Source organism: Pseudomonas sp. So3.2b, from assembly GCF_019464415.1.
GTDB lineage: Bacteria > Pseudomonadota > Gammaproteobacteria > Pseudomonadales > Pseudomonadaceae > Aquipseudomonas > Aquipseudomonas shahriarae.
This window is the reverse complement of the sequence record NZ_CP080494.1, coordinates 2,891,386-2,917,140: the sequence shown is the minus strand read 5'-3', so window position 1 is coordinate 2,917,140 and position 25,755 is coordinate 2,891,386. Positions and strand designations below refer to the sequence as shown.

At 62.4% G+C, this 25,755-nt stretch carries 23 protein-coding genes and 1 pseudogene; 8 read left to right on the top strand and 16 right to left on the bottom strand.

Going from position 1 to position 25,755, the window contains the following annotated elements:
- Positions 1–38 precede the first annotated feature (38 nt).
- Positions 39–1,181, top strand: a complete 1,143-nt coding sequence (gene ampC, locus K1X80_RS12990; protein ID WP_169990238.1) for a class C beta-lactamase — start codon at positions 39–41, stop codon at positions 1,179–1,181.
- A gap of 227 nt (positions 1,182–1,408) precedes the next feature.
- Here ampC and K1X80_RS12985 read toward each other — a convergent pair whose 3' ends face one another.
- From K1X80_RS12985 to norR, 7 genes are all read right to left on the bottom strand, one after another.
- Entirely contained in the window at positions 1,409–1,876 is a 468-nt protein-coding gene (locus K1X80_RS12985) for an SCP2 domain-containing protein (protein ID WP_057439724.1), read from the bottom strand.
- A complete protein-coding gene (locus tag K1X80_RS12980) occupies positions 1,870–2,760 on the bottom strand; it encodes a U32 family peptidase (RefSeq protein ID WP_120732840.1) in 891 nt (296 codons plus the stop codon). The genes K1X80_RS12985 and K1X80_RS12980 overlap by 7 nt, the downstream gene beginning before the upstream one ends.
- A gap of 10 nt (positions 2,761–2,770) precedes the next feature.
- Positions 2,771–3,766: a peptidase U32 family protein gene (locus K1X80_RS12975; protein ID WP_057959567.1), complete on the bottom strand. Its 996-nt coding sequence runs from the start codon at positions 3,764–3,766 to the stop codon at positions 2,771–2,773.
- 64 nt (positions 3,767–3,830) lie between these two features.
- The gene (gene glp, locus K1X80_RS12970; RefSeq protein WP_115128087.1) at positions 3,831–5,066 is read right to left on the bottom strand and encodes a gephyrin-like molybdotransferase Glp; all 1,236 of its coding nucleotides are present in this window, start codon (positions 5,064–5,066) and stop codon (positions 3,831–3,833) included.
- Complete coding sequence (moaB, locus tag K1X80_RS12965) at positions 5,063–5,617, bottom strand: molybdenum cofactor biosynthesis protein B (protein ID WP_057444821.1); 555 nt, start codon at positions 5,615–5,617, stop codon at positions 5,063–5,065. Before moaB ends, glp begins: the two co-directional genes overlap by 4 nt.
- Positions 5,618–5,709: 92 nt before the next feature.
- On the bottom strand, positions 5,710–6,357 hold the full coding sequence (gene pdxH / locus K1X80_RS12960; RefSeq protein ID WP_057439727.1) for a pyridoxamine 5'-phosphate oxidase: 648 nt from the start codon (positions 6,355–6,357) through the stop codon (positions 5,710–5,712).
- 99 nt (positions 6,358–6,456) lie between these two features.
- Positions 6,457–7,974, bottom strand: coding sequence for a nitric oxide reductase transcriptional regulator NorR (gene norR, locus K1X80_RS12955; protein WP_186626247.1), 1,518 nt, complete (start codon positions 7,972–7,974; stop codon positions 6,457–6,459).
- Between the two features lie 178 nt (positions 7,975–8,152).
- Between norR and K1X80_RS12950 the strand changes: the two are divergent.
- Positions 8,153–8,602 (top strand): annotated as a pseudogene (locus tag K1X80_RS12950) (hemerythrin domain-containing protein); the annotation flags it as partial.
- 40 nt (positions 8,603–8,642) lie between these two features.
- Here K1X80_RS12950 and K1X80_RS12945 read toward each other — a convergent pair.
- Both K1X80_RS12945 and K1X80_RS12940 read right to left on the bottom strand, forming a co-directional pair.
- Positions 8,643–9,074, bottom strand: coding sequence for a hypothetical protein (locus tag K1X80_RS12945; protein WP_057959566.1), 432 nt, complete (start codon positions 9,072–9,074; stop codon positions 8,643–8,645).
- Positions 9,075–9,084: 10 nt separating this feature from the next.
- The gene (locus tag K1X80_RS12940; RefSeq protein WP_408980323.1) at positions 9,085–10,191 is read right to left on the bottom strand and encodes an NnrS family protein; all 1,107 of its coding nucleotides are present in this window, start codon (positions 10,189–10,191) and stop codon (positions 9,085–9,087) included.
- Positions 10,192–10,784: 593 nt separating this feature from the next.
- Here K1X80_RS12940 and K1X80_RS12935 point away from each other — a divergent pair.
- Both K1X80_RS12935 and K1X80_RS12930 read left to right on the top strand, forming a co-directional pair.
- On the top strand, positions 10,785–11,504 hold the full coding sequence (locus tag K1X80_RS12935) for a Crp/Fnr family transcriptional regulator (RefSeq protein ID WP_120732832.1): 720 nt from the start codon (positions 10,785–10,787) through the stop codon (positions 11,502–11,504).
- Positions 11,501–11,701 carry a hypothetical protein gene (locus tag K1X80_RS12930; RefSeq protein WP_057959563.1) on the top strand — a complete coding sequence of 67 codons (201 nt, stop codon included), beginning with the start codon at positions 11,501–11,503 and terminating at the stop codon, positions 11,699–11,701. Before K1X80_RS12935 ends, K1X80_RS12930 begins: the two co-directional genes overlap by 4 nt.
- On the opposite strand, the gene K1X80_RS12925 is transcribed toward K1X80_RS12930, so the two are convergent.
- The 3 genes from K1X80_RS12925 to K1X80_RS12915 all read right to left on the bottom strand — a co-directional run bounded on the left by K1X80_RS12925 (position 11,695) and on the right by K1X80_RS12915 (position 15,474).
- A complete protein-coding gene (locus K1X80_RS12925) occupies positions 11,695–13,536 on the bottom strand; it encodes a nitric oxide reductase activation protein NorD (RefSeq protein WP_120732830.1) in 1,842 nt (613 codons plus the stop codon). The two genes, K1X80_RS12930 and K1X80_RS12925, sit on opposite strands and share 7 nt — an antisense overlap.
- Before the next feature lie 72 nt (positions 13,537–13,608).
- Positions 13,609–15,030 carry a cbb3-type cytochrome c oxidase subunit I gene (locus K1X80_RS12920; protein WP_057959561.1) on the bottom strand — a complete coding sequence of 474 codons (1,422 nt, stop codon included), beginning with the start codon at positions 15,028–15,030 and terminating at the stop codon, positions 13,609–13,611.
- A gap of 3 nt (positions 15,031–15,033) precedes the next feature.
- On the bottom strand, positions 15,034–15,474 hold the full coding sequence (locus tag K1X80_RS12915; protein ID WP_057439734.1) for a cytochrome c: 441 nt from the start codon (positions 15,472–15,474) through the stop codon (positions 15,034–15,036).
- A gap of 216 nt (positions 15,475–15,690) precedes the next feature.
- Here K1X80_RS12915 and K1X80_RS12910 point away from each other — a divergent pair.
- Positions 15,691–17,053 (top strand): IS3 family transposase gene (locus tag K1X80_RS12910; protein ID WP_220172934.1). Its coding sequence is split into 2 segments (ribosomal slippage): positions 15,691–16,203 and positions 16,205–17,053, totalling 1,362 coding nucleotides; the frame shifts between segments, so codons are not numbered across the junction.
- 880 nt (positions 17,054–17,933) lie between these two features.
- Here K1X80_RS12910 and K1X80_RS12905 read toward each other — a convergent pair.
- On the bottom strand, positions 17,934–18,401 hold the full coding sequence (locus K1X80_RS12905; RefSeq protein ID WP_057439736.1) for a GNAT family N-acetyltransferase: 468 nt from the start codon (positions 18,399–18,401) through the stop codon (positions 17,934–17,936).
- A 224-nt stretch (positions 18,402–18,625) separates the two neighbouring features.
- Between K1X80_RS12905 and K1X80_RS12900 the strand changes: the two genes are divergently transcribed.
- Positions 18,626–19,876, top strand: coding sequence for a ribonucleotide-diphosphate reductase subunit beta (locus tag K1X80_RS12900; RefSeq protein WP_170045163.1), 1,251 nt, complete (start codon positions 18,626–18,628; stop codon positions 19,874–19,876).
- A gap of 52 nt (positions 19,877–19,928) precedes the next feature.
- Here K1X80_RS12900 and K1X80_RS12895 read toward each other — a convergent pair whose 3' ends face one another.
- Positions 19,929–20,228 (bottom strand): putative quinol monooxygenase, encoded by a 300-nt coding sequence (locus tag K1X80_RS12895; RefSeq protein ID WP_057441906.1) that lies wholly within the window; start codon positions 20,226–20,228, stop codon positions 19,929–19,931.
- A gap of 83 nt (positions 20,229–20,311) precedes the next feature.
- On the bottom strand, positions 20,312–21,322 hold the full coding sequence (locus K1X80_RS12890; RefSeq protein WP_186626175.1) for a zinc-binding alcohol dehydrogenase family protein: 1,011 nt from the start codon (positions 21,320–21,322) through the stop codon (positions 20,312–20,314).
- A 112-nt stretch (positions 21,323–21,434) separates the two neighbouring features.
- On the opposite strand from K1X80_RS12890, the gene K1X80_RS12885 reads away from it, so the two are divergent.
- Both K1X80_RS12885 and K1X80_RS12880 read left to right on the top strand, forming a co-directional pair.
- Complete coding sequence (locus K1X80_RS12885; protein ID WP_057959539.1) at positions 21,435–22,325, top strand: LysR substrate-binding domain-containing protein; 891 nt, start codon at positions 21,435–21,437, stop codon at positions 22,323–22,325.
- A gap of 36 nt (positions 22,326–22,361) precedes the next feature.
- The gene (locus K1X80_RS12880) at positions 22,362–22,850 is read left to right on the top strand and encodes a DUF1289 domain-containing protein (RefSeq protein ID WP_057441896.1); all 489 of its coding nucleotides are present in this window, start codon (positions 22,362–22,364) and stop codon (positions 22,848–22,850) included.
- A 67-nt stretch (positions 22,851–22,917) separates the two neighbouring features.
- Here the strand turns inward: K1X80_RS12880 and mdeB are convergent, their stop codons facing one another.
- Complete coding sequence (mdeB, locus tag K1X80_RS12875) at positions 22,918–25,596, bottom strand: alpha-ketoglutarate dehydrogenase (RefSeq protein ID WP_057959538.1); 2,679 nt, start codon at positions 25,594–25,596, stop codon at positions 22,918–22,920.
- Positions 25,597–25,755: the final 159 nt, after the last annotated feature.

Sequence of the window (25,755 nt, the reverse complement as noted above, 5' to 3'; positions counted from 1 at the left end):
GTGATTAACCCGACCCTCCTCAAGGAAGCGACCACATCATGTACCAACATGTGCGCAACGTCACGATTCTCAGCCTATTGCTCGGTGCCGGCAACTGCATGGCCGCTGCCGACCTGCGTCAGGTGGTAGACGCCACCGTCAAGCCGCTGATGCAGCAGCAGGCAATTCCCGGCCTGGCGGTCGCCATCGTGCAAGATGGCAAGGCCCGATACTTTAACTACGGTATTGCCGCCAAAGACAACCAGCAACCCGTCAGCGAGAACACCCTGTTCGAGATCGGCTCGGTGAGCAAGACCTTCACCGCTACCCTGGCCGGCTATGCCCAGGCCACTGGCAAGCTGCAGCTCGCGGAGCCGGCCAGCCACTACCTGCCAGCCTTGCGCGGCAGCCTGTTCGATCACATCAGCGTGCTCAACCTGGGCACCTACACCGCTGGCGGGCTGCCGTTGCAGTTCCCCAGCAAGGCGGACAATGCACAGCAAATGATCGGCTACTTCCAGCACTGGAAAGCCACTTTTCCCCCTGGCACCCACCGCCAGTACTCCAACCCCAGCCTGGGCCTGTTCGGCTACCTGGCGGCGCAGAGCCTTCAGCAACCGTTCGATGTGGCCATGGAAAAGACCCTGTTGCCCAAGCTCGGCCTCCAGCACACCTATCTCACAGTGCCCAAGGCGCAAATGGGTCTGTATGCCCAGGGCTACGACAAGGCCGGCAAGCCGTTGCGTGTCAGCCCGGGGGCGCTGGACAGCGAAGCCTACGGGGTGAAGACCAGCCCGGCGGACCTGGCCCGCTACATGGCGCTGAACATGGACCCGACGCCGTTGGAACAACCGTTGCAACAGGCCATCGCCGCCACCCATACCGGCTATTACACCGTGGGCAACACCACCCAGGGCCTGGGATGGGAGATGTACCCTTACCCGCTGAGTGTTGACGAACTGCTCGCCGGTAATTCGACGCTCATGGCCACGGAGCCGCACCCGGTCACCTGGCTGAAACCCGCCCAGCCGCTGCGCGCCAACACCCTGGTAAACAAAACCGGCTCGACCGGTGGCTTTGGCGCCTATATCGCTTATGTGCCGAGCAGAGGCATCGGCGTAGTGATCCTGGCGAACAAGAACTACCCCAATGCCGAGCGGGTGAAAGCGGCCCATGCGATCCTGCAGGCCATGGAGCAATAGCCCAGCTTTTTTGAACCCGGCATGTTCCCAATGTGGGAGTGGGCTTGCCCTAAAGCCGGTCAGTTAAGCGAACGCAATGCTCAAAGCAGTGAAGATCAAATGTGGGAGCGGGCTTGTCGGATCGCCGCATCGCCGCGAAGACGTCGGCCCAGCCAACATTGATGTTGACTGACCCACCGCTTTCGCGAGCAAGCCCGCTCCCACAGGGGATCTGCGCCAGCGCTATCTCACGCCGCCAAGCCTTTACCGGCCCGCTCCAGATTGCGCCACAACCAGGGCGGCAGCACATCCGGGTCGAGGCTGTCGATCAGGTTCTTCAGGCCCAGCCCCAACTCCGTATCCCCTTCGATCACCAACCGCCGACGAAAGAACAAGGTGTCCGGATCTTCCTGACGGCTGGCCAATAACAGGAACTCGCGCCAGTTGCCGCTGATGGTCACCTGCGCCTCGGCCTTTTCGGCAATGCGCAGTCCGTCCCGGCCCAGGGTCAGGTACCAGCGCAAGCCCAGGTCGGGAATGCGCAGGCACATCCAGCGCCCACGCAGCAGTTCAAAACCGCCATCGCGCAAAGGTTCGGCCAGGCAGCGATTCAGCGCCTGTTGCAACGCCAGGCGCTGCACCACAAAGGGCACCTTGCGCATCAGCGGCAGTAAGCGGTCGGCGCCCTTGAGCAGCCATTGTTTGCGATTCAGCACAGTCCCACCTCCTCGACCCGCAACATCCCCGCCTGGCCGTGCCAGTAGCCATTGCAACCTTCGACAAACAACGGCGGCGTGGCCCCCTGGCGGACCCGGTCAAAGGCTTCGACGATGCCCACCATGCCCTGGGCCCGTGGGCTCAGGCGCAGCAGGTCGGCGCCGCAACTGACCAGCCCGGGATAGTCGGCCAACAGGTTGGTGACATCCGCCGACATGGTCTGGATGCCATTTAACGTAAACAGCGCCTGCCCTTCCTGGCTGGTCAAGGCCATGCCATCCGGGTAGTTGAGGCAGCAGAACTGGCAGTCATCCTTGGGCCGGTTTTCCGCCCGCGCCGTAAAGCAGCGCGCCGAATAGGCCAGGGGCAGATGCCCATAGGCGAACACTTCGACTTCAGGCAACGGCCGGCCCAGTTCACGCACCTGCTCCAGCACATCGCCAATCAGTGCGGCCGAACATTCCACCGGCGGCACCCAGCGCATCATCCCCGCATCCAGCAATTGCACGAGAGCGTGGCCGTTATACAGATTCAGCGCCGGGCCGCCGACAAAGGGCAGCTTGCGTTCGGCGAGCAGTTGCACGGCGCCCATGTCATTGGCTTCCACCAACACCTCGCCGTTGTCACATAGGCGACGCAGGCTCGACAGCTCCGACGCGGCCTCGATCAGAGTCAGGCTCGACAGCACGATTTGCGCGTTACCCGCCGAGCGCAATTCGCGGCCCAGGCCCAACCATTGATCGAGGTTGAACGCGCGGCGTTTGGAGCACACGGTTTCCCCCAGGTAGATCACATCCAGCGCCCGGCTGGCCATCTCGGAGTAGAACTGCCCCAGTTGTTGCTTATCCCAGTAAAACAGCACCGGTCCCAGGCTGAGTTTCATGTACGGCTCCTCATTGCCACGAACGATGGTAGGCGCCCAGGGTGGTCTGGCTGCCTTCGGATAGACCGGCCAGCACACTGCGCCACTGGTCCTTGACCACAAAGCGTTCCGGCGCGCTGCGGTGGGCGTCCAGCGCGGCGCGCCAGACCCCGGTGACTTGCTCGACATACGCCGGGCTGCGCTGGCGGCCTTCGATTTTTACCGCAGCGACGCCCATGGCGATCAACTCGGGGATCAGGTCCAGGGTGTCGAGGCTGGTGGGTTCTTCGAGGGCATGGAAGCGCTTGCCATCGACCATGAAGCGGCCCTTGCACAGGGTCGGGTAGCCTGCCGGTTCGTCAGGGGTGTAGCGGTCGATCAGCACTTCGCTCAGGCGCGCACTCAGGCCGTCGGCGTCTTCACTCCAGCGCACCGCCTTGGCCGGTGAGCACACGCCACACAGGTTCGGCGATTCGCCAGTGATGTACGAAGACAGGTGGCAACGGCCCTCGGCCATGATGCACAGGCTGCCAAAGCCAAACACCTCAATCGGCACCGAGCTGCTGGCGGCCACATGCTTGACCTGGGCCAGGGACAACACCCGGGGCAAAACCGCACGACGGATACCGTAGCGCTCGGCGTAGAACTGCAACGCTGCCGCATGGGTTGCCGAGCCCTGAACGGAAAGGTGCAAGGCCATTTGCGGATGGCGGCTGCTGGCGTACTGCAGCACCCCCGGATCACCTGCGATCAGGGCATCCACGCCATGGTCGGCAGCGCGGTCCACCGCCCGTTGCCAGCGCTCCCAGCCCTTGGGCTGCGGGTAGGTATTGACCGCCACATACAGCTTGCGCTGGTGCTGGCGGATATGGGCGACGGCACCGTCGAACTGCTTGTCGTCCATATTCAGCCCGGCAAAATGCCGGGCATTGGTGTCATCGCGAAACCCCACGTACACCGCATCGGCACCTTGGCGCACGGCGGCTTTAAGCGCAGGCAGATTGCCTGCCGGGCAGACCAGTTGCATGGTTGATCCTCATCAGAAAATTCATCACCAACACCGCCCCCACAGTGATTTCCATCAAAGGGGGTTACTGCATCAGTTCGGCAAAAGACACGAACCGCACCAGCCCGCCCTTCTCCACTAGCTGATCACGCTCCACAATCGCCAGGCCATCGGCCCAGCATGCGGCGCTGAGCATCGCCGAGCTTTGCCGGGGGTGCAGCGTGACCCGCGCCTGGCCGTCGAGACCCGGGGTCAGACGTGCGCGCAGGTATTGGCGACGGCGGTTGCGCTGGGCCCAGATAAAATCGGCCGGCACCAGCAGCGGCACTGACGTGACCTCGGTCACACCCTGGGCGCGCAACAGAAACGGACGCACCACCACCAACGCGGTAATCAGTGCGGCCGAAGGGTTGCCGGGCAAACCGATCCATGGTTTGCCGGCTACATCGCCAAACGCCAGGGGCTTGCCCGGCTGAATCGCCAGGCGCCAGAAATCAACGTGGCCCAGTTCCTTGATGGCTTGCTTGAGGTGATCTTCCTCGCCCACCGACACTCCGCCGGAGGTCAGCAGCAGGTCGCATTCCGAGGACGCCAGGCTCAATGCATCGCGGCTGACGGCCAATTCGTCGGCCATCACCCCATAGTCATGCACCTCCACGCCCCAGCCTTGCAGCAAGGCCGCCAGGCAGTGGCGATTGCTGTTGTAGATCTGCCCTGGAGCCAGGTGATCGCCCGGCTCGCGCAGTTCATCACCACTGCTCAACAGGCACACCCGCAACGGTCGATAGACTTTGACCTGGGCCAGCCCGGCAGCCGCCAGCAGGCCCAGTTCCTGGGCGCGCAGGCGCTTGCCGGCCGGCAGCAGCAAGGCGCCCTGGGTCACTTCTTCGCCTTGCTTGCGCACATGCTCACCCGTGCGCATCGGCGGGCACCAGATGCGTTGGCCATAGACCCGGCAACGCTCCTGGGGCACCACGGTGTCGGCCCCGGCCGGCAAGGGTGCGCCGGTAAAAATGCGCATGGTCTGCCCGCTGCCCAACGCCGTCGCGGCCTCCTCGCCAGCGGCAATCCGCCCGGCCAGGCGCAGGTAACCGCCCTCGGCCGGCAGGTCGGCAGCGCGCAAGGCGTAGCCGTCCATGGCGCTGTTGTCCCAGGCCGGCAGGTTTACCGGGGAAAAGATGTCGCCGGCCAACACCCGGCCCAGGGCCTGGGCGGTTTTCACCTGCTGCGTGGACGGCGGTGGCGGTGCCTGGGCCAACAGGCGTTCGATGGCCTCATCCACCGGGATCAGTTCGCCGCTTTCACACACCGATGTAGTCATGGCCGAGCCTCACAAGGTTCCAGCACTTGCGCGGCCTGGGGCTTGAGGTGCGGGGCGAAGTTACAGGGCCCGGTGCGGCTGTCCAGTTGCCCCAGGAGGATCTTGTCCCAACCGGTGCGGCAGGCGCCGGGCGAACCGGGCATGCAGCACACCAGCACGCCATTGCTCATGCCGGCCAGGGCGCGCGATTGCAGGGTCGACATGCCAATCTCTTGCAGGGACACCTGGCGGAACAGTTCGCCAAAGCCTTCGACATGCTTGTCCAGCAGTGGCAATACCGCTTGCGGGGTGTTGTCCCGCGCGGTAAAGCCGGTGCCGCCGGTGGTGAGGATCACTTGCACCTGGGGGTCGGCGATCCATTGCGAAATCTGTGCGCGGATCTGGTAGATATCGTCCACCACCAAGGCCCGGTCAATCAGCGCGTGACCAGCGGCTTGCACGCGGTCGCACAGGGTTTGCCCCGAGGTGTCGCTGTCAAAATTGCGCGTATCGCTGATGGTCAGTACGGCGATATTCAGTGAGACGAAATTGCGTTGAGTCAGATGTGCCATGGTGAAAATCCCGGAATAAATGAGCAATGGCGCCAGCCTGCACCGCAAAGGCCGGCGGGCCTATTCCTCCGAGGAGGTACCTCTAGGTGAATTCAGGGGGCCAGGCGGCTGCGCTGCCAGGTGCCGTCGTGCAGGCGGTAATCGAGGCGGTCGTGCAGGCGATCGGCGCGGCCCTGCCAGAACTCCACACGCTCGGGTTGCAGGCAGTAACCGCCCCACTCCGCCGGGCGCGGCGGTGGTTGCCCGGCAAAGCGTTGGGTGGCATCGCGCAGACGGCCTTCCAGCTCGGCGCGATGGGCCAGGGGCTGGCTTTGCGGCGACGCCCAGGCGCCGACCTGGCTGGCCAGGGGCCGTGAGTTGAAGTACTCATCGGACAGCTGCGGCGCCAAACGCACGACCGTGCCTTCGATGCGCACCTGGCGTTCCAGGCCCGGCCAGAAAAAGGTCATGGCCGCGCTGGGATTGCTCGCCAGCTCCTGGCCCTTGGCGCTCTGGTAGTGGCCGAAAAAGGTGAAGCCTTCAGCGCTGAAGCCCTTGAGCAAGAGGATCCGGCAATGGGCACGGCCCTGGGCATCGACGGTGGCCAGGGCCATGCTGTTGGCCTCCACCGGCGCCACTTCAGTCTTGCGCGCCTGCTCCAGCCACTGGCCGAACAATACGAGGGGATCGTCCTGTACCAGGTCATCCCGCAAACCGTACAGGGTGTAGTTGCGGCGCATCTGCGCCAGGGAAAGGGGCATGGGGCGAACCTCCGGTCAATTCGCCACAGTCTGATCAGCCGCCGCCCTGCGCACCTTGATCGCGATCAACTGCGCGCCGCGGCATGGCGTCGCAGGCCGTTACTTGAGCCCCAGGCGCCGCGCCAGTTTGTGCAGGTTGCTGGAGTCCAGGCCAAGCATGCGCGCAGCGCTGGCCCAGTTATCGCCGGACAGGCTCAACGCCTGGCGCACCTTCTGGCGCTGGCAGTCGTCCACCGCATCGCTCAAGCTCTGGAACGCCGGCGCCGGCACTTCAGGCACAGGGGCCTGGGCCAAGGTGGCGCTGTCGAGATCCAGCAGCTCGGCTTCCAGGGTCATGATCTGGTTGCGATTGCCACCCCGGCTCAACTGCTTCAGAGCGGCGCGGCTGATCACGTGTTCCAGCTCGCGGACATTGCCCGGCCAGGCATAACCGAGCAGGGTCTGCTCGGCCGCCGGAGACAGACGCAAACCGCGCAGGCCCAGGCGCGCCCGGTTGAGCTCCAGGAAATGCCCGGCCAGCAGCAGCACATCGTGGCCACGCTCGCGCAGCGCCGGGATCGGTACCGGGTACACCGACAGTCGGTGGTACAGATCGGCGCGAAACAATCCTTGGCGAATGCTCTCGGGCAGGTGGCGGTTGGTCGCGGCGATAATCCGCACATCCACATGCAACGGCTTGTCGGCGCCCAGACGCTGGATCTCGCCGTTCTGCAAGGTGCGCAGCAATTTGGCCTGCACACTCAACGGTAGCTCGCCCACTTCATCGAGGAACAGCGTGCCGCCGTTGGCCGCATCAAAACGCCCGGCGCGGTCGCTGGTGGCGCCGGAAAACGCACCTTTGACATGCCCGAACAACTCGCTCTCAGCCAACGACTCCGGCAACGCCGCGCAGTTGACCTGGATCAGCGGCTTTTTGCTGCGCCGCGACAGGCGATGCAAGCGGCGCGCAAACAACTCCTTGCCCACCCCGGTTTCGCCGAGCAGCAGCACCGGCAGGTCCGAATCGGCGAGCACATCCAGCTCGTTGAGCAGTTGATGCAGCACCGGGCTCTGGCCGAGGATTTCGCCATCTTCGACGCTGGGCAAACCCGCCAGTGGTTCATTGCGCGACAGGCGCAGGCTGCGGTTTTCCTGCTCCAGGCGTGTGACCCGCACCGCGGCTTCGATCTGCAAGGTGCAGCGCTTGAGTTGCTCGCGGGCATTGGCGTCGAAGGTCCCGGCATGCAGCGCGTCCAGGGTGATCGCGCCCCAGGGCCGGCCTTCGACGAACAGGCTCACGCCCATGCAGTCATGCACCGGCAGCGGTTCGCCGACCTGGGTATCGAGTAACCCGTCATACGGGTCCGGCAGGCGGCTGTCGGGTTCGAACCAGGTCGGCTCGCGGGACGCCATAATCGCCGCCAGCCGCGGGTGCTGGGCAATCACAAAGCGTCGGCCAAGGGCCTCATGCACCAGCCCCACCGTGGCCACCGGGCGCAGACTGTCGTCGCCGTCCAGGCGCAACAGGCCCACGGCGCCGCTATGGAAATACTCGCGCAGGGTCTGCACCAGGCGTTGCAGGCGCACAGCATTGGGCAGTTCGACAATCAGATCGGCCGACAGACTTTCACGCAACATGGTCATTACTACCCTTGTATGGTCGGTTCTACCGTGCAGCATCAGGGTGTTCCTGACCACTACAAAAAATTAATCGCTTTTTTTCAATGACTTGCCGGTGGCACAAGGCATGCAATCACCGGTTTATCTGTTCACTTGATGAGGAAACCCGATGAACGCCATCGCCCCGGACAGCCTGCCCCAGGCGCAATTGATCGAGCATTTGCTGCAGCGTTACCACGCCCGCCACCGCGAACAACTGCCGGAACTGATCCGCCTGGCCAGCCGCGTCGAGCAGGTCCACGGCCATCACCTGGCCTGCCCCAATGGCCTGGCCGACTTGTTGCGGGATATCGAGCAGGAACTGGAGGGCCATATGCTCAAGGAGGAACAGGTGCTGTTCCCGATGCTGCAAATGGGCATGGGCCCCCAGGCCGCGCCGCCGATCCAGGTCATGCGCTATGAGCATGAACAACACGGCCAGGCCCTGGAGCAGTTGCTGGCGCTGACCCATCGCATCCAGCCGCCGGCTGACGCGTGCAATACCTGGCGCACCCTGTATCAAGGGCTGGAAGCGTTTCATGCAGACTTGCTGGAGCATATTCATCTGGAAAATGACGTGTTGTTTGTTCGTGCGCTAACAGCCTGACCCCTCTCCGTAGGAGCGAGCTTGCTCGCGCCTACAGGACTCAGCGCAGCATCAGCTTGGCCAGGATCACGATCAGCACCATATGCCCAAGGATGCTGCGGCGAATCCATACCGCTCGCAACGGGCTCAGGCGCTTTTGCGTCAGCCAGTACGCGAGCAACAGGTAATGCCCGATGATGCTCAGCGCCAATACGATCTTCAGGCTCAACATCGCCGAAAAATGACTGGCCCAGGGCGCGCCCAGCACGCCGCGGTAATGCCAGGCCAGGCCGACGCCCGCGCCATACAACAGCACCACCACCCCATGCAGCACCTGCCGCGAACGCCGGGCAATGGCTTGCTCGCTGGTGAACTGCGCCGACCAGGCCAACTCTTCGCGGGCGCGGTGCCAGATGAAAACCTCGAAGAACAGCGTGCCGATAAAGGCGATGGCCGCCAGCAGATGCACAATCAATAACCACGAATAGAGCATTGCCGTTCTCCTAGCCCGGATGGCCGTCAACCCGCGCACGCCACAGCATTGGGGCATAGCGCCATAGATACAGGCCCAGGCCCAGGGTCCAGCACAGGCCCGCCAGCCACAGCGCGGCATACGGCCAGATCAGCACCAGCAGCACCCGGCTCAGGCAGGCCAGGTTCAACAGCGCGAAAGCCAGGGTCATGCCCTTGGGCGGCGTCAGAGGCCGGCCGGTATGACCGAGGCTGACCCGCGCGATCATCGCCAGGATCAACCCGCCCATTGCCCCGACCGTCAGCGCATGCACCGCCAGGCTCGGGCTCAGTGGCACGCCCACGTGCCACAGCGCCATACCCAGGCAGGCCACAGCCAGCCAGGCATAGGCCAGGTGCAGCGACCACAGCAGCGGCACGCGCCACAAGCCTGGGTCGTGCCAGCGCACCAGGCGCAGCAGATGACCGAGCCCCAGCAGGGCAAACAACAGGCCGACCCAAAGGCTGGGCATCAGCGCCACGCCGCTGGCATACAGCAGCGCCACCAGCGCCGAGCCTGCCAACAGCAGGTAATCCAGCCACGGCCAGGGCTTCACTGCTTCAGTGCGCCCCAGGCCTCGCTGGGTGAAGAACGGAATCACCCGCCCGCCGATCAAGCCCATCATCGCCGCCACCAGCCACAACCCGGTCAACACCGCCTGGCGCTGCCAGCCTTCGTCAGCGCGCAGCAGGCCATACAGGGACAGGCCATCGGCCAGGGCCAACAACAGCAGGACCAGCACAATCGGGTAGTTGCGTTGTTGCCGCACTTTCCACAGGGTCCAGCCCATCAGCCCGGCGACCGCCAGGGGAAAGCTCAGCTCCAGCACCGCCAGCAGCGGCCACGGCAGGTTGAACAGCCAGGCCAGGCGTGCGGCCAGCCATACCCCGGCCAGCACCGCCAGGGGCATGCCGCTGATGCCGGGGCGGCCGGTCCAGGTCTGCACCGCCGTCAGCAGGAACCCGCCGATGATTGCCAGGGCAAAACCGAACAGCAGCTCATGGCGATGCCACGCCAGCCAACCGCCCGCCGGCTGCCAGCCCGCATCGCCGGCCAGGGCCAGCAGCCACAGGGGATCGCCAGCAGCGCCAACAGGCAGCCACCGAGGAAAAATGGCCGGAAAGCCAGGCGAAACAACGGGGTAATCGACATAGCCTTGCGTCGATCCAGCACTTGCATACCACCACTCCTCAAGTCATTGCCGGCCCGATCATCCGGGATTGCCCGCCCCTGGCCCTTGTCGCAGATCAAGCGGGGTCCAGAGGCGGCGCACTATCCTTGGGGCCGTCGCGCAATCAGTGTTGCAAGGGCCGGGCCGAATTCCCCGGTGCGCCGCCCCACCCCTGTGGGAGCTGGCTTGCCTGGGATGCAAACACCTCGGTCTGGCGGTTACACCGCAGCGATGCCATCGCAGGCAAGCCAGCTCCCACAGGGGGGCGGTGTTGTATATGAGGGTTTAAATAACCATTAGAGGGTTAAAAAAACCCTTATAGGCCAGGTCATTTTGACCCTCAAGGCGCTACAGCCCAGGTTTTACAAGGCCCGTGCCTTGGCCCAGCTCTTGCTCTACTCGGTTATCCCTTATTACCGCCCCCACGGAGTCACCATGAAAAAAGTCATCCAGCCCCTCGCCTGGTTCGTGATCCTCGGTTCGATGATGGCGGCGGCCAGCGGCCTGTCGTTGTGGCTTGTATGATCCCGTCCCTGAGCTGTTCCAAGGATGCACCCCGGGTTTTGCACCGCGTGCATCATCAGATCCTGCGCAGCCATCACCTGTTCGAGCCGCTCAACGAAGAGCAGATGGATGAGTTGATGGCCAGCAGTCAACTGCTGAGTGTCGACAAGGGCGAGCCGTTGTTCCGCCAGGGCGAACCGGCCGATGCGTTTTACTTCGTGATTGCCGGCGCGGTGAAGATCTACCGCCTGACCCCGGACGGCCAGGAAAAAGTCTTTGAGGTGATCGGCGAACGACAGACCTTCGCCGAGGCGATGATGCTGATGGACACCCCCAACTACGTGGCCTGCGCCGAAGCGGTGTGCCCCACGCAGTTGTATCGCCTGTCCAACGCCACCTATATGCGCCTACTTCACAGCAACAGCCGCCTGACTTTCGCCCTGCTGGGCAAGTTGTGTGTGCGCCTGCACCAACGGGTCAACGAGATCGAGACCCTGTCGCTGAAAAACGCCACCCACCGGGTGGTGCGCTACCTGATGACGCAATTGGTGCGCCTGCACAGCGTCGACAGTTCGTTCGAACTGCCCATGGCCAAGCAGTTGATCGCCGGGCACCTGTCGATCCAACCGGAGACGTTTTCGCGGATCATTCGCCGCTTGATCGACGAAAAAATCATCACCCAGGACGGGCGCCAGATCGCCATTCTTGACCGCCTGCGCCTGGAGCAATTCGAATGAACGCCGTGCGGGTCTGCCTGTATTGCCAACATGCCAACCCGCCGGCGCAGACGGCCTGCGAACGCTGCGCCATGCCCCTGCCCGCCTCCACCGCACACCTTGAGGCGCGACGGCTCAAGCGCTTCCAATGGTTCTGCCTGGGGCTGGCCGTGTTCTGCATCGTGATGTTTTTCTGGCTGCCCCGGGACTTCTACTGATCTTCGGTCAACTGCCGGTAGAGCTGCGGCAAGCGTAACGGCAGTTGCTCCGGCTGACGGATCAGGGTGTAGCCGTGGGCGCCGAACATGTACGGCAGGTAATCCCCGGCCTGTTTGTCGATGGTGATGCAGAACGGCACCAGGCCCTGACGCCGCGCTTCCATCACGGCCTGGCGGGTATCCTCCACGCCATAGCGCCCCTCATACAAGTCCAGGTCGTTGGGCTTGCCATCGGTCACAATCAACAGCAGTTTGCGCCGTTGCTTGCAGGCCCCCAGGGTTTGGGTGGCGTGGCGGATGGCTGCGCCCATGCGCGTGTAATAACCCGGTTTCAGGCCCTGGATGCAGCCACGGGTATGGTCGTCGTAGGGTTGCTGGAATGACTTGAGCTGTTGCAGGCGCACCTGCTGGCGACGCAAAGACGAGAAGCCATACAAGGCAAACGCATCGCCCAGGCCCGCCAGGCTTTCGCCAAACAGCAACAGGCTGTCGCGGATCACGTCGATGACCTTTTGCGTATCGTTCAAATGGGCATCGGTGGACATCGACAAATCGGCCAGCAGCAAACAGGCCAGGTCCCGCCGGGTGCGGCGCTGCTCCTTGAACAGGCCACGTTCGGCGCACGCTCCGTGCTGGCGTTCGACATGGAAGTCCAACCACGCCTGCAGGTCCAGTTCTGCGCCCTGGGGCTGTTGGCGCAGCCATTGGCGGTCGGTGCGCAGTTGCTGGAACTGGCGGCGCAAGCGCGCGGCCTGGGGCAACAGGCGCGCCGGCAACGGCTGGGGCGCACTGTCCCGGGGTTGCATCAGTTGCAGGTTGACGAAATTCGCTTGCAGGCACTGTTGGCGGTAGTCCCACTCGGGCAGCTTGATGCCTTCGCCCAGGGGGATATCGTCGACGTCGGCCGGGGGCAGATCCAGGTGCAGCTTGAGCCCGCCGCTCTTGCGCACGCGCTGGCGCGACAGGCTCAACTGGTCGAGGTCTTCGGCGACCCGCGCGGCATCTTCGTCCTCGGAATCGTCGGCCCAGCGGTCCAGATCGACATGCTCGGTCCAACTGAACAGGTTTTCCAGGCGCACCACCAACAGGCCGCCGTCGCGGCTGTTGTCGTCGACCCGGTTGGCCTGTTTAGGCGCGCCCTGCTGTTCGCCGGGCCGGGTTGCCAGGTCGTCGCCCTCTTCGTCCTGATCTGCGGCCTGCGGGCTGTGCAGGTGCAAGGGTGGATACAGCCACAGCGGCAACGGCCAGGCGGCACGCTCGCTGCGGGGTAACTGGCGGATGCTGCCGGGTTCGCGCAGAGCCTTGCGCAAGGCTTTTTCTACGGCAGCTTCGGCGGGGTTGAGGGTGGCGGGATCGGGGCGCAATTGCAGGTGGGCGTCCACCAGGCGCTGATAACTGGGGAGCATGGCCGGGTAGCGCTGCAACAGCAGCCAGGTCCAGCGCTGATTGTCCCGGGCCCAGTGGGTCATCGGCCCGGCGTGCGCGGCCAGCAGCGCCAGCCAGCGGTACAGTTCCAGGTTCAGGGCGGCCGAGGGAAACACCGCCAGGCTTGCCGGCAGGCGCAAGCGATGACCATCGCACGAGGCCAGGGGCGCCTGCCGGCAGGTGCCGGCGATGCGCATCAACAGGTTGCGCCGCAGCAGCAGATCGCGCTCGCTGGCGGCTTCCACGGCTATCCCATGGGCGCCGCCCAGGGCGCGGAACAACAGGGCCAGGCTGCGCTGGCGGTCGACCAGATCGACCCGCGCCTCGGGGAAGTCGGCACTGGCGCGGCGGGTGATAAAGCGGTGCCAGACACTGCCGACCCACTCTTCCAACTCAAGGGTAAAGGCCATGTGAAGTGCTCCAGACGTAAAACGGCCCGCAGAACCTGCCGGGCCGCCCTCTTGGGGATTGACGTTTACCGGTTAAGCCGTCACGGGAGCGGCAGAGTTCAAGCCCTTGCCCCGCTGCCGGAAGCTCCACAGGTAGCAGAGCAGGCCGAGCAGGAACACCACGCCACTGGCCAGGCGTGCCCAGAACAGCACCGTCAGGTGGTCCATGGTGGCCATGAACGGCAGCGCCACACCGTCCACTTGCCAGCGTTGCAGCCAGACCTGCACGGCACCGGCAGCGGTGAGGAACAGGGTGATCATCACCATCGACAGGACCATCATCCAGAAGCCCCAGATCTCCAGGGTCTGCGAGCGTGCATCCGGTGCTTCACCAATACCGCGCAGGCGGGGCATGGCGTAGCTGATCAGGGTCATGACGATCATCGCGTAGGCACCGAAGAACGCCAGGTGGCCGTGGGCGGCGGTCAGTTGGGTGCCGTGGGTGTAGAAGTTGACCGGTGCCAGGGTGTGCAGGAATCCCCAGACCCCGGCGCCGAAGAACGCCGTGACCGTGGTGCCCTTGGCCCACAACGTGGCTGCCCGGTTCGGGTGCTGGCGGCGACGCTGTTTGACCATGGTGAAGGCAAACATCACCATCGCCAGGAAAGGCAGGGGCTCCAGGGCCGAGAAGATCGAGCCGACCCATAACCACACCTCAGGCGCGCCGATCCAGAAGAAGTGGTGACCGGTGCCGATGATCCCGGTGATCAGGGCCATGGCGATGATCACGTACAGCCATTTTTCCACGACCTCACGGTCGACGCCGGTGACCTTGATCAGCACAAAGGCAAGCATCGAGCCCATGATCAGCTCCCACACGCCTTCCACCCAAAGATGCACCACCCACCACCAGTAGAACTTGTCCCGCGCTAGGTTGCCCGGGTTGTAAAACGAGAACAGGAAGAACACCGCCAGGCCGATCAGCCCGGTCATCATCACCATGCTCACGGTGGTCTTGCGGCCCTTGAGCAGGGTCATGCCGATGTTGTAGAGAAAGCCCAGGCAGACAACCACGATGCCCATTTTGGTGATGGTCGGCTGTTCCAGGAACTCACGGCCCATGGTCGGCAGCAGTTCGTTATGGGTCAACTTGGCCAGGGCCGCATAGGGCACCAGCAAGTAACCGAGAATGGTCAACACGCCGGCGGCGGCAAACACCCAGAACAACAGGATCGCCAGCTTGGGACTGTGCAACTCGCGGTCGGCCTCTTCCGGCACCAGGTAGTAGGCGGCGCCCATAAACCCGAACAGCAGCCAGACAATCAGCAGGTTGGTGTGGACCATGCGGGCCACGTTGAACGGGATCAGCGGGAACAGGAAGTCGCCGATCACGTATTGCAGGCCCATGATCAAACCGAACAGCACCTGGCCCAGGAACAGGATCAGCGCGAATACAAAGTAGGGTTTGGCGACGGCCTGGGATTGGAATTTCAGATATGGATTGACGGTACGCATCCCTCAGCCCTCCTTGTTTGGCGGCCAGCCATTGGTGTTGATCTTCGAGCTCCATTTGAGGAACTCGGCCATATCGTCCACCTCCTGATCGCTGAGGTTGAATTGCGGCATCGCGCGCCGGCCCGGAACGCCCAAGGGTTGCATCTTCATCCAGGCGTGCAGGAATGGCTTGAACGCTTCATCGCCGCCACGGCGGTTGAACACATTGCCCAGTTCCGGCGCAAAGTACGCGCCCTCACCCAGCAAGGTGTGGCAGCCGACGCAGTTGTTGCGCTCCCAGACGCCCTTGCCGCGGACCACGGATTCGGTGAGTAGCTCCTGATTACTGCGAGAGGGAAAGGTTTGTTCGGTGTGGTAGGTCAGGGCCAGGAATATCAGGAAGAAGAACACGCTTCCTCCGAAGTAGATATTCCTGGCCATGCCCTTGGTGAAGGTCTCTGACATGGTCGCTTCCTCATTGCTTGGCAGGGACCATGATAGGAAGTGAGGGGGTAAAAGCTGCTTGATGGCGATCAAGAAATGCTGATGGTTTTGGTCGGGTATTGGGTGGGGTTGGGGTTGGGTACATATCCGTTGCTGCGGTAACGGCGGCTATTGGTTCCGCTCTTACATGAACTGCCCCCCGAATGTTGGACACCTGACCCCTCGGGAGGGTGTTCCATGACGAAATACAACCTAGCGCTCAAGCAATCACTGATTGAAGAGTGTCTGTCTGCCAGTAGCGTTCATGAGGTGGCCCTCAGGCATGGCTTGAGTCCATCGCTACTGCGGCGCTGGATCAAGGGTTTTGAAAAGCACGGTTCCTCTGGCTTGATTGCTAAGTACAGCCATTACGATGCCCAGTTTAAATTGAAGGTTTTGCAGTGCATCGAACAAGACGGACTGTCGGCCCAACAGGCCTGTATACAGTTTGATATCCGTGGCCCAAGCAGTATCAGGCAGTGGCAAAAGCTGTACGATGAGGGCGGCGTAGAAGCGCTACAACCGCATCGTCTTCAAGAGTCCAGCATGCCCCGCAAACCTTCCAGACAACCCAAAGCAAGTCCTGCTCTTCCTGCGGACGCAGAGCTGACCCCTGAACAAATGCTCGCAGAACTGGCCTATCTGCGCGCGGAGAATGCCTATTTAAAAAAGCTCGATGCCTTAATCCAAGCGGATCCCCGTACTGCGCAGCCAAAAAACGCAGGCCGTCCAAGGATTGAGGCATGAGCATCCACTTGCTCTGTTGCTACGTGCAGCGGGACTTGCACGCAGCACCTTCTATTACCAAAGCAAAACACTGCTAACCGACAAGCATGCCGACCTTAAAGATCGCATCCGCAGCGTCTTTCACGGGAATAAGGGGCGTTACGGCTACCGCCGTATCACTGCGACCCTTGGAAACAGTGGTGAGTTGATCAATCACAAAAAGGTGCATCGGCTGATGCAGATAATGGGCCTCAAGTCGCTGGTCAAAGTGAAGAAATATCGCTCTTACCGAGGTGCTGAAGGGCTTGTTGCGCCTGATCTACTAAAGCGCGAATTTAAGGCAGAAGCCCCTAACCAGAAATGGGTAACCGACGTGACGGAGTTCAAGGTGAAGGGGCAAAAGCTGTTTCTCTCGCCTCTCATGGATTTGTACAACGGCGAGATCCTGGCCTACCAGATCAACCGACGTCCCGAATTCAGGATGGTCTCGATGATGCTGGAAAAAGCCTTCGGGCGACTGAGTCGAGATGAAAAACCAATACTGCACTCTGACCAGGGTTGGCAGTACAGGCAGCCTACCTACCGACATATGCTGGCCGAAAAGAGCATCGAGCAGAGCATGTCGCGCAAGGGTAATTGCTTGGACAATGCCGCCATGGAAAGCTTTTTCGGCACACTCAAGAGCGAGTTTTTCTATCTGGAATCATTTGAGAGTGTGGAGCAGCTGGCATCAGGCATAGAGGATTACATTGCCTACTACAACCAAGACCGCATAAGCCTCAGACTGAATGGCTTGAGTCCGGTACAATTTCGTATCCAGACGCTGAATCAATAGCGTCCCTGTCCAACATTCGGGGGGCAGTTCAACAGCGGGTCACTTTTGGAAAAGAGCCCCAAAAGTAACCAAAAGGGCTCTTGCCCCACCACTCGGCACCTCGCCCAGGCTCGGTGTGCCCGTCATCCGACATTGATTTGGGGGGCCGCCGCGATGGGCCATCCATGGCCCAGCGCGGCTAAACCGGCGTCCTGCCGGTTTACCCCCCAAATCAATATCGGATGACGGCCAGCGTGGTTTAACGGGGCGCCTCAGATCAAAAGCAAAGCGAGGCGGCCTGACAGCCGACCTGATCGTCGAAGCGTGCGCGGACTCCTGTGGGAGCGGGCTTGCCTGCGATGGCGATGTATCAGTCGATAAATGTATTGGCTGATGAACCGCCATCGCAGGCAAGCCAGCTCCCACAGGGGAAGGCAGCTTCGCACCCCGGCTTTGCTGTTGCTCTGCTTTTGATCTGGCTTTTGATCTTAGGCGCCCCGTTAAACCACGATGGCCGCAGGCAGGTATTGCGCAGTGGGCACCCCGGCATGGATGCCGGGGTAGCCGCGACACGGCCATGGATGGCCGATCGCGGCGGGCCCACGGAGCAATGCCTGACTGCGGGCATGCCGAGCCTAGGCGAGGCACCGAGTGGTGGGGCAAGAGCCCTTTTGGTTACTTTTGGGGCTCTTTTCCAAAAGTGACCCGCTGTAAAAGCGGAACCCTAAGTGGCCGTGACCGCAGCAACGGATATGTACCCAACCCCACCCCTGAAGAACCCCACATTACTGATAGCGAACGTTGCACACACTGGCCTTTGCCTGGATCACAACTCCCGTCTTCCAGAGCAGACGCAGGCAGTCTTGCAGGACCAGCAAGAAGCAACTGGTAGAGCACCGAACTACAAAGCCCGCTCCATCTTGATGATCTCAATGGACACCGGGCTATTGCCCCGGCTGAATGTTCCCTCGCCAATCTTGCGGAAGCCATGCGAGGCATAGAATTTTTCGGCGGTCAGGGTCGCCTCCAGATAGGCCCTGTCATGCCCAGCTGCGGCGATGCGCTGCAAAGCTTCGGCCAGCAGACGCGCACCAAGCCCCTGCCCGGCTGCCTCCCCGCGAATAAACAACTTGCTGACTTCATGGCCGTCGATCTCCACGAAGCCCTGGAGCCTGTCGTTGCAAGCCAACCACAGGTTGCCCGCGTCGATGGCCGAGCGGTAGGTCTCAGGTGAGCGACCGTCGAGCCACATGGCGATCTGCTCGGGACCGTAGTCGGCATTGCACAGGTTTTCGACGGAGTTTTTATGCACCAGGAAGATGCTCTCGGCGTCTTCTGGGGTCGCTGGGCGGATCAGTAGATTTTTCATTCCCTTGAGATTCCGAGTGTGGCCAGTAAACCCAGGCGTTATAGCCGATCTTGCGCCGGGCAGCGACCGAAGACCGCACATGTTGTGCGTTGACCAACTTTCCGACACACCATATAGTGTGCCCACCCAGGCAGCCGACCACTACATAGTGTGCGAAGCCGGTAATCATCGAGTTTTCTGGACGGTTTCATACGCCGCCAGAACAGACCAGGAAGGAGTATTTCATGCTGAGTTGGGACGAAGTCGACAACGAAGACACCGGTGCAGCGGTCATCCGTGGCACCAACGCCGGCCACGCCACCGAAGCCAACATGGACCGCCTCGACGGTGCCGGCGCTGCCGCCGCCATCGAAGCCCGCGCCGTCACCGCCAACGACTCCGCCGCCATCGTGCGCGCCAAGGCTGCCCTGGACAAACTCGACGTCGCCGAAGGCCTCGCCGAACTCGAAGGCGCTTCCGCCCGTGTCGCCGTTGACGAAAAGCGCATGATCAACTGCCGCGCCGACCTCAACCAACTCGTACCCTTCAAGTACGACTGGGCCTGGCAAAAATACCTCGACGGCTGCGCCAACCACTGGATGCCGCAAGAGGTCAACATGACCGCCGACATCGCCCTGTGGAAAAACCCCGAAGGCCTGACCGACGACGAACGTCGCATCGTCATGCGCAACCTGGGCTTCTTCTCCACCGCCGATTCCCTGGTCGCGAACAACCTGGTGCTGGCCGTGTACCGCCTGATCACCAACCCGGAGTGCCGCCAGTACATCCTGCGCCAGGCCTTCGAAGAGGCGATCCACACCCACGCCTACCAGTACTGCATCGAATCGCTGGCCATGGATGAAGGCGAGATCTTCAACATGTACCACGAGATCCCATCGGTCGCCAAAAAGGCAGCCTGGGGCCTGAAGTACACCCGTTCGATCTCCGATCCGAAGTTCGAAACCGGCACCGTCGACACCGACAAAGAACTGCTGCGCAACCTGGTCGCTTACTACTGCGTGCTGGAAGGCATCTTCTTCTACTGCGGTTTCACCCAGATCCTGTCCATGGGCCGCCGCAACAAAATGACCGGCGTGGCCGAGCAGTTCCAGTACATCCTGCGCGATGAGTCGATGCACCTGAACTTCGGCATCGACGTGATCAACCAGATCAAAATCGAAAACCCACACCTGTGGGATGCCGACATGAAGGAAGAAGCGACCCAGATGATCCTGCAAGGGACCCAGCTGGAGATCGAATACGCACGCGACACCATGCCGCGCGGCGTGTTGGGCATGAACGCGGCGATGATGGAGGACTACCTCAAGTTCATCGCCAACCGTCGCCTGTCGCAGATCGGCTTGAAGGAAGAATACCCAGGGACCACTAACCCGTTCCCGTGGATGAGCGAGATCATGGACTTGAAGAAAGAGAAGAACTTCTTTGAGACCCGCGTGATCGAGTATCAGACTGGTGGGGCGTTGAGCTGGGATTGATCCAATGCTATCGCCGGTTTGCCGGCGATAGCGATCTATCAGGCGCCACGCATCAGTTCGAGACTTGCTCAAGAAAGATCAGTTTCAGGGGTTCCTGGAGCAAGTCATCCGCCGTGGCGGCAAAGCGCTGGAAGTACGGCATTGCGAAATGCGCATCGAGGGCCGCCTGGTTTTTGAACGCTTCACGCATATAGAACGTGCCCGGCTCATCACGCAGTTCGAACAACACGTAATCCAGGTTGCCAGGCTCGGTGCGGGTTGGCTCGACCAAGGCCAGCAGGCCTGCCTTGAGTGCTTGTTCCTGGCCTGGCTTGGCCTTGAGTACGGCGATGGATATCAAAGGTTTGGTCATGCTGGCGACTCCGTTGGTAGGTTGGCTGGCACATGCAGCGAGCATCATACACAGCGATAAGCCCATGGCTTTGATCAGGGTGTTCATTGGAAATCCTCAAGCACAATCTTGCCCCGCGCCTTGCCGCTTTCGACCAGGGCATGGGCGCTGCGCATATTGGCCGCGTTGATCGCACCGAAATGTGCGCCCAGGGTGGTGTGCAACACGCCCTGGTCGATCAGTTGTGCAACCCGGTTGAGCAGGTGGTGTTGCTGGATCATATCCACCGTTTCAAACAACGAGCGGGTGAACATCAGTTCCCAGTGCAAGGACAAGGATTTGAGCTTGAGCGGCATCACATCCAGGCTGGCGGGATCGTCGATCAACCCCAGCCGCCCTTGTGGGCGAAGCACTTCGACCAGTTGCGGCAGGTACTCCTCGGTATGCGTGAGGCTGGCGACATGGCTGACCGCGTCAATGCCCAACGCTTGGAGCTGGGCCAGCATCGGCCGGCGATGGTCGATCACATGATGGGCCCCCATGCGCTGGACCCACCCAATGGTTTCCGGGCGCGAAGCCGTGCCGATCACCGTCATGTTGGTGAGTTGACGGGCCAGTTGCACCAGGATCGAACCCACGCCGCCGCCAGCCCCCACCACCAGCAGCACATCGCCCTCGCCGCCGCCTTCGGTCACGCCCAGGCGGTCGAACAGCAGCTCCCAGGCGGTGATCGAGGTCAGCGGCAAGGCGGCGGCGTGCGCCGCATCCAGTGTGCGCGGACGATGGCCGACGATGCGCTCATCAACCACCTGGAACTCGCTGTAGCTGCCGGAGCGGATCAGGGAGCCGGCGTAGTACACCGCGTCGCCCGGTTTGAACAGGGTCACGTCGGCGCCCACCTGGCGCACGATGCCCGCCGCGTCCCAGCCGAGGATTCTCGGCTCCTTGGCAAAGGTGCCGGAACGCACCTTGGTATCGACCGGGTTGACCGCCACGGCCTGCACTTCCACCAGCAGGTCCCGAGGGCCCGGCTGGGGGGCTTCGATATTCACATCAATCAGCGAGCGCGGGTCGTCGATGGGCAGGCCATGCTCGGTAAAGGTAATTGCTTTCATGGGAACTCACGAGTGATGAGGGGCGATGGCCCTCGATGGCTTGCATCTTTACCGTTCCCAGGGAGAAGAAAAATCGACAAAATGCAGCAACACTTTCATTGCTGGAGTGAAAATGATCCGCATCGATGATCTCGGGCTGTTTCTGCGCAGCGCCGCCCTGGGCAGTTTCACCGCCGCGGCCGTGGAGGCCAACCTGTTGCCGGGCCAGGTCGCGGCGGCGATCAAGCGCCTGGAGCGGGAGCTGGAGGTGCGCCTGTTTACCCGCACCACCCGCAGCCTGCGCCTGAGCGCCGAGGGCGAACAGTACCTGCCCACCGCCCGTGGCGTGCTGGAGCAATTGGAGCTGGGCCGCGAACGCTTGCGCGGCGATGACGCGCCACTGCGTGGCACCTTGCAGATCGCCGCGCCGTCGGACCTGGGGCGCAATATCCTGCTGCCGATGCTCACCGAGTTTCGCCGCCAGCACCCTGAGTTGAGCTTGCGCTTTCTGGTGTCGGACCAGGTCACCAACCTGTTTCGCGACCCGGTGGACGTAGCCCTGCGTTATGGCTGGAACGAGGACGCCAATTACATCGCCCTGCCCCTGGCGCCCTGGAACCGCCGGGTGCTGGTGGCATCACCGGACTACGTGGCGCGCCACGGCACACCGACATCCGTCGACGACCTGAGCCGCCACCCGTGCCTGCTCTACCTGCAAAACGGCCGCCTGCATGACCGCTGGGAGCTAGGCGAACAGACCGTGCAAGTCACCGGCCCCCTGTTCAGTGACGACGCCGATGTGGTGCGGCGCTGGGCCGTCGCCGGTGAAGGCATCGCCTACAAGACCTGGCTGGATGTGTATGCCGATGTGCAGGCCCAGCGCCTGGTGGTGCTGTTGCCGGAGATTCCCGGGGATGTGTACCCCTTGAGCTTCGCCTGCCCCCATCGCGGGCAGATGTCGCGGGCGGTCACCCAGTTGTATCAGTGGTTGAACCAGCAGTTCAGCGCTCTGCAGCGCCTGTGAACCCTTTTGTAGTGGATTAGGAAAGACGCGGTTTTTATGCCCAATCAAACCATCAAGACGCCGTGCGTCGGCCTGTGTTCCACCGTGTATGGCGACCTGGTGTGCCGTGGCTGCAAGCGCTATCACCATGAAGTCATTCAGTGGAATGGCTACAGCGCCGAGGAAAAACAAGCGGTCTGGCTGCGCCTTGAGCAGTTGCTGGTGCAGGTCATGACCAGCAAGCTGGAGGTGTTTGACCCGGCGCGCCTGCGCCAGCAACTGGAAGAGCGCAAGATCCGTTTTATGCCGCACCAGTCGCCTTATTGCTGGGCCTATCAACTGATTGCCCGGGGCGCGCGGGTGATTTCCAGGCTGGATGCGTATGGCTTGGCGTTGCTACCGGAGTTTCGCGAGCGGCACCTGGCGGATTTGCGTGATGCGATTGATCGGGAGTTTTTCCTGTTGTCGCAGGCGCATTACCAGCGCTACATCGCGCCGGATTTTTTGCGCGAGGCGTTTGGGCCGGCGTTGATTGCTACCCTCTAAAGCACACCCAAAACCCCCTGTGGGAGCAAGCCCGCTCCCACATTTGGTCCTCATTTACCTTGAGGTGTCAGTGAGTCCACGACGCCGCACGCTCGGTGTGCAGGCCGTATCGCTCAATCGCCCGCTGACACACCTGCGCCTCCAGGCTGCCCTGTTCCACCAGGGCGGCCAGCGCGGCGAGCACGATGTGGTGGCGGTCCACCTCGAAGAAATCGCGCAACGCCGCACGGGTGTCGCTGCGCCCGAAGCCATCGGTGCCGAGCACGGTGTAGTGGGCCCCCAGGTAGGAACCGATCATCTGCGGCACCGCCCGCACGTAGTCCGAGACGGCAATCACCGGCGCGCCGTCGGGCAGGCAGGTCGCCAGGTGGCTGCGCTGCGGGATTTGCAGTGGATGCAGGCGGTTCCAGCGCTCCACCTCACGCGCATCGCGGGCCAGTTCGCTGAAGCTGGTCACGCTGAATACCTCGCTGTCGATCTGCCAATCGTCCGCCAGTAACTGCGCGGCGGCCTGGGCCTCGCGCACCAGGGTGCCGGAGCCGAGCAGGCGCACCTTGGCCCCGGCACTGCCCTCAAGGCGGTACATGCCCTTGATAATCGCCGCCTCGACGCCTTCGGGCAGGGTCGGTTGCGGGTAGTTTTCGTTCATCAGGGTCACGTAGTAGAACTCGTCCACATCGTGCTCAAGCATCTGGCGCATGCCGTGGTCGAGAATCACCGCAAATTCGCCGGCAAACGCCGGGTCGTAAGCACGGCAGTTGGGCACGGTCGCGGCCATCAGGTGGCTGCTGCCGTCCTGGTGCTGCAGGCCCTCGCCGCCCAAGGTGGTACGCCCCGCCGTGGCGCCGAGCAAAAAGCCCCGGGCGCGCTGGTCGGCGGCGGCCCAGATCAGGTCGCCCACGCGCTGGAAACCGAACATCGAGTAGTAGATGTAGAACGGCAGCATGCGCAAGCCATGCACCGAGTAGCTGGTGGCCGCCGCGACCCAGGAACTGATAGCGCTGGCTTCACTGATGCCTTCCTCAAGGATCTGCCCGTCGGTGGCTTCGCGATAGCTGAGGATCGAACCGATATCTTCCGGCTCGTAGCGCTGACCGACGCTGGAATAAATGCCGATCTGCTTGAACAGGTTGGCCATGCCGAAGGTGCGTGCCTCGTCGGCGACAATCGGCACGATGCGCGGGCCCAGGGCCTTGTCTTTGAGCAGGTTGCTGAGCATGCGCACAAAGGCCATGGTGGTGGACATTTCCTTGCCTTCGGCCTGGGTCGCAAAACCGCCGTAGCCACTCACTGGCGGCACAGGCACCGGTTCAGCGCTCTGGCTGCGGCTGGGCACATAACCGCCCAAGGCTGCGCGGCGCTGGTGCAGGTAGCGCATTTCGGCGCTGTCGGCGGCGGGTTTGTAGAAGCTCAGGGATTCGGTCTGCTCGTCGCTCAGGGGCAACTGGAAGCGGTTGCGAAAGCCGATCAGCGCGTCGCGATCGAGTTTTTTCTGCTGGTGGGTGGTCATCTTGCCCTGCCCGGCCTCGCCCATGCCAAAGCCTTTCTTGGTCTGGGCCAGGATTACCGTAGGGCGCCCCTTGACCCGCCGCGCGGCGTGATAGGCAGCATGGATTTTCAGCATGTCGTGGCCGCCGCGCTTGAGACGGTCGATCTGCTCATCGCTCAAGCCGGCCGCCAGCTTGGCCAGGGATTCATTTTGGCCAAAGAAGTGCTCGCGGTTATAGGCACCGTCCTTGGCGGCAAAGGTCTGGAACTGCCCGTCCACGGTCTGGGACAAGGTGCGCACCAACGCGCCGTCCTCATCCTTGGCCAGCAAGGCGTCCCAGTCCGACCCCCACACCAGCTTGATCACGTTCCAACCGGCACCGGCAAACAGTGCCTCCAGCTCGTCGATGATCCGCCCATTACCGCGCACCGGGCCATCGAGGCGTTGCAGGTTGCAGTTGACCACCCAGGTCAGGTTGTCCAGGCCTTCGCGGGCGGCCAGGGTCAGGGCTGACATGCTTTCCGGCTCGTCCATCTCGCCATCGCCGAACACACCCCAGACGTGCCGGTCGGTGGTGTCCTGCAAGCCGCGATGGTGCAGGTAACGCATAAAGCGCGCCTGGAAAATCGAGCTGATCGGGCCTATGCCCATGGAGCCGGTGGGGAACTGCCAGAAGTCCGGCATCAACCACGGGTGCGGATAGCTCGACAGGCCACGGGCGCCGGCCTTGACCGCGCCCAGCTCCTGGCGATAGTGGGCCAGGTCCTGCTCGCTCAGGCGCCCCTCAAGAAAGGCCCGCGCGTAAATACCGGGCGCGGAATGCGGCTGGTAGAACACCAGGTCGCCGCCGACGTTGTCGTGACGGGCACGGAAAAAATGGTTGAAACCCACCTCGAACAGGTCCGCCGCGCTGGCATAGCTGGCGATATGGCCGCCAAGTTCGCCATAGGCCTGGTTGGCACGCACCACCATGGCCAGGGCGTTCCAGCGCACCAGCGAGGCCAGGCGCTCTTCGGTCGCCAGGTCGCCGGGAAAGTGTGGCTGCTGGTCTACGGCGATGCTGTTGATGTAGGGCGTGCCGTGGCGCGGTTTCCAACCGATGGCTGGCGTATTGCCGGCATCGGCCAGCATATCGAGGATCTCCCGCGCGCGCTCCGAGCCGGCATGCCGTACCAGGGAGTCCAGGGCGTCGCGCCACTCGGTGAGCTCCTGCTGGTCAATGGCTGTTTGATTGACTGTCTTTACGAAACCGTTCATGGGCACCTCCGAGCTGTTTTTTCCAGTTTATGTCTGCCCAAAAGGATTTTTTGACTGTTCTGGGTAGGTCAAAGGGCGATTTGCAGCACAAAACGCTTAAACATGGCTGATTAAAAGCACGTTGTGCTTCCTTCACCTGAGTCAACGCAATTGTGTTTA

What these genes read in the sequence shown, in the direction of transcription:
- ampC (WP_169990238.1), top strand. Translation starts at nt 39, where the DNA reads ATGTACCAACATGTGCGCAACGTCACGATTCTCAGCCTATTGCTCGGT.
- mdeB (WP_057959538.1), bottom strand. Translation starts at nt 25,596, where the DNA reads ATGAACGGTTTCGTAAAGACAGTCAATCAAACAGCCATTGACCAGCAG.
- K1X80_RS12880 (WP_057441896.1), top strand. Translation starts at nt 22,362, where the DNA reads ATGCCCAATCAAACCATCAAGACGCCGTGCGTCGGCCTGTGTTCCACC.
- K1X80_RS12945 (WP_057959566.1), bottom strand. Translation starts at nt 9,074, where the DNA reads ATGCTCTATTCGTGGTTATTGATTGTGCATCTGCTGGCGGCCATCGCC.
- K1X80_RS12980 (WP_120732840.1), bottom strand. Translation starts at nt 2,760, where the DNA reads ATGAAACTCAGCCTGGGACCGGTGCTGTTTTACTGGGATAAGCAACAA.
- K1X80_RS12895 (WP_057441906.1), bottom strand. Translation starts at nt 20,228, where the DNA reads ATGACCAAACCTTTGATATCCATCGCCGTACTCAAGGCCAAGCCAGGC.
- moaB (WP_057444821.1), bottom strand. Translation starts at nt 5,617, where the DNA reads ATGGCACATCTGACTCAACGCAATTTCGTCTCACTGAATATCGCCGTA.
- K1X80_RS12885 (WP_057959539.1), top strand. Translation starts at nt 21,435, where the DNA reads ATGATCCGCATCGATGATCTCGGGCTGTTTCTGCGCAGCGCCGCCCTG.
- K1X80_RS12930 (WP_057959563.1), top strand. Translation starts at nt 11,501, where the DNA reads ATGAACGCCGTGCGGGTCTGCCTGTATTGCCAACATGCCAACCCGCCG.
- K1X80_RS12890 (WP_186626175.1), bottom strand. Translation starts at nt 21,322, where the DNA reads ATGAAAGCAATTACCTTTACCGAGCATGGCCTGCCCATCGACGACCCG.
- K1X80_RS12935 (WP_120732832.1), top strand. Translation starts at nt 10,785, where the DNA reads ATGATCCCGTCCCTGAGCTGTTCCAAGGATGCACCCCGGGTTTTGCAC.
- glp (WP_115128087.1), bottom strand. Translation starts at nt 5,066, where the DNA reads ATGACTACATCGGTGTGTGAAAGCGGCGAACTGATCCCGGTGGATGAG.
- pdxH (WP_057439727.1), bottom strand. Translation starts at nt 6,357, where the DNA reads ATGCCCCTTTCCCTGGCGCAGATGCGCCGCAACTACACCCTGTACGGT.
- K1X80_RS12900 (WP_170045163.1), top strand. Translation starts at nt 18,626, where the DNA reads ATGCTGAGTTGGGACGAAGTCGACAACGAAGACACCGGTGCAGCGGTC.
- K1X80_RS12925 (WP_120732830.1), bottom strand. Translation starts at nt 13,536, where the DNA reads ATGGCCTTTACCCTTGAGTTGGAAGAGTGGGTCGGCAGTGTCTGGCAC.
- K1X80_RS12915 (WP_057439734.1), bottom strand. Translation starts at nt 15,474, where the DNA reads ATGTCAGAGACCTTCACCAAGGGCATGGCCAGGAATATCTACTTCGGA.
- K1X80_RS12920 (WP_057959561.1), bottom strand. Translation starts at nt 15,030, where the DNA reads ATGCGTACCGTCAATCCATATCTGAAATTCCAATCCCAGGCCGTCGCC.
- norR (WP_186626247.1), bottom strand. Translation starts at nt 7,974, where the DNA reads ATGTTGCGTGAAAGTCTGTCGGCCGATCTGATTGTCGAACTGCCCAAT.
- K1X80_RS12975 (WP_057959567.1), bottom strand. Translation starts at nt 3,766, where the DNA reads ATGCAACTGGTCTGCCCGGCAGGCAATCTGCCTGCGCTTAAAGCCGCC.
- K1X80_RS12905 (WP_057439736.1), bottom strand. Translation starts at nt 18,401, where the DNA reads ATGAAAAATCTACTGATCCGCCCAGCGACCCCAGAAGACGCCGAGAGC.